The sequence below is a fragment of the Neisseria sp. genome (genome assembly GCF_041804105.1).
Lineage (GTDB): Bacteria > Pseudomonadota > Gammaproteobacteria > Burkholderiales > Neisseriaceae > Neisseria.
This window is the reverse complement of record NZ_JBHCJY010000102.1, coordinates 1-2,553: the sequence shown is the minus strand read 5'-3', so window position 1 is coordinate 2,553 and position 2,553 is coordinate 1. Positions and strand designations below refer to the sequence as shown.

Genomic DNA, 2,553 nt, shown 5'->3' with positions numbered 1-2,553 from the left:
ACCTGTTCCGCCTGGCTACCCCAAAGAACGGCAAAACATTGGCTGAATGGATTAAAGAAAAGGTGGAGTTGCGAAAACAGCAAGAGCATACGCGCCTGAGTGATAACTGCGTTACGCTGCTGACAGACTTTGCCAACGGAAATGCCAAGACCGGTGCGGATATTATTTCCACCATGACCGCGCCGTTGAGTATTTTCTTGGACCCGGTGGTTGAAGCGGTCACCAGCGGCGACGATTTCTATTTGGACGATGTACGCAAAAAACCGATGACTATATATGTGGGGGTGCTGCCTACCGAGACCACCGTGTTTGCCCGCCTAACCAATCTGTTTTTCAGCCTGCTTGCCAACGTCAACGTCTATCAGGGGCTGCCTGAACACAACCCCGGCATTCTGAAGCACCAATGCCTGATGCTGATGGACGAATTTACCGCCCTCGGCGTGGTGCCCGCCATCGAGCACGGTGTGGCGTATATGGCCGGTTACAACATGAGGCTGATGATTATCTTCCAAACGCCGTCGCAGGTAGAAAAGCTGTATCAGAAAACCGGTATGCGGACGTTCTTTACCAATTTCGGCTGCCAAATCGTCTTTCCGCCACGGGAACAGGCCGATGCGGAAGAGTACAGCAAGCTGATAGGCTATGAAACGTTCAAGGCCAAATCCACATCGCGCTCCCGCGGCAAAAGCAGTAGCAGCAGCAACAGCATCAGCGACCAAAAACGCGCCGTCATGAACCCTGACGAGTTGAAAATGATGCCGAAAGAAGACTGCATTATCAGCCTCTCCAGCAGCCGCCCTATTTACGCGCAGAAAATCATCTACTGGCAGGACCCTGCTTTTAAAGAACGGGCGAACCTGCCGTTACCGTATGTGCCGGTCTTGGATGTCCGCACGCGTAAAAGTGCCGAAAGCAGCGAACCCAAAGCAGCCTACGTTTCTCCCGAAGACATGGCTTCTTTCCGCTGGCAGGAAGCCGCCAACGCCGACGAACTCGCCCATGCGCTGCTGCGTGCGCTGGTGCCGCCGGGCAGTTCGCCGGACTTCGTTGCCGAACTGGTGCCGGTGGTGGCGAAAAACTGGGGGGAAGGCAGCCTGCCTGTTATCGCGCAGATATTGAAAGAAACTTCCGATATCGATGTAGTTGAGGAGGCTGAGGCGGATGATAAAGAGGAAAAAGCCGCTTAACTGCGGAAGCATTTCAGACGGCCTTTGCTCTGCAAAGGCTGTTTTTCGTTATGACAGAAAGGATATTGAAACCATGAAACTGCAAAACCATACAGAACCCGGATCCGAATACTTCCGTTATCACACCGTACAGAAAGTCCGGTTTGACATTCCGTTCGCCGTTTACCGCGAACTGGAAAAAAAGGTGTACCGTTCCCCTAAATATTGGATAAATGACATCTCGCAAACGACTTTATGGATGTGTAGCAGCATCATTAAATGCCAACTGTCTGCTTTCCTGATGTGTCTGTTTCTTGCAGCCGATGCCGGTATTTCCGTTTCGGACGGAGAAAGTCTGTGGAGCATTTTCCATATTGCCCAGCCTGTAGGCTGGGTTTTATTTTTGACCTTTCTGCTTTTCTGTGCGGTTTTCGGATCCCGCCCCTTTGACGGTTCGGTTTTTTACCGGCATATGGGAAGTTTGTTGGAGCAGGAATACGCAGACAAGGTCATACCTGCTGTTGAACTGCCTGCTGAAAAAACCTAAACCGAATCCGAACCGTAAAACCCGCATCGGTGTGATGCGGGTCGTTTTTTTGGAGTAAAACATGAGCGATTACGACGAAATCCGCAACGCTTTAAGCTATATCGATTCCCATGACCGCGACACATGGATACAGGCCGGTGCCGCCCTGAAAGACGAAATGGGCGAAGACGGCTTCAACCTTTGGGACGAGTGGTCACAAGGGGCGGACAACTACAATGCCCGTGATGCCAAAACCGCGTGGAAGTCTTTCAAGCCCGGCCGCGTCCATATCTCCACGTTGTTTTATCATGCGCGCCGAAACGGTTATACGCCGGCCAAGCCCTACACGCCGCCGACGCCCGAACAGCGGGCGGCCCGGGCTGCCGAACTTGATGCGCGGCGGCGGGAAGAAGAGCAGGCACAAGCCGAAGCACAGGCCAAAGCGAAAGAAACGGCACGGGGGATTTGGAACCGCTCCGCCCCTGCCCGCACAGACCATCCCTACCTGGCTGCCAAAGGCATCACCTCGGCGGCGGCGGTTGCCGGACTGCGGCAGAACAGTTATCGCGGCGACGACAATTTGGTGGTGCCGCTGTATTACGGCGGCGAAATCGTCAATGTGCAGTCCATCAATCAGGACGGGCATAAGCGTTTCCTGTCCGGCGGACAGGTTAAAGGCGGTTATGCTGTGGTAGGCAATGCCGAGCAGCTTTCAGACGGCCTGGTGATTGCAGAGGGCTACGCTACCGCCGCAAGTATCCATCAGGCAACGGGCAAACCCGTGATTGTGGCATTCAACGCCGGCAATATGGTTACGGTGTCGGAGCGGTTGGCCAAAAACCTGCCCGCCGATGTGCCGGT

The 2,553-nt window shown here is 54.1% G+C and carries 3 protein-coding genes; all 3 read left to right on the top strand.

Annotated features, from left to right (window positions below; translation table 11 throughout):
• On the top strand, positions 1-1,187 hold a 1,187-nt coding region (locus ACEYDX_RS09290), incomplete at its 5' end, for a type IV secretory system conjugative DNA transfer family protein (RefSeq protein ID WP_373741742.1).
• Between the two features lie 73 nt (positions 1,188-1,260).
• Positions 1,261-1,713, top strand: coding sequence for a hypothetical protein (locus ACEYDX_RS09285; RefSeq protein WP_373741741.1), 453 nt, complete (start codon positions 1,261-1,263; stop codon positions 1,711-1,713).
• 61 nt (positions 1,714-1,774) lie between these two features.
• A partial coding sequence (locus ACEYDX_RS09280) for a PriCT-2 domain-containing protein (RefSeq protein WP_373741740.1) occupies positions 1,775-2,553 on the top strand: 779 nt, incomplete at its 3' end.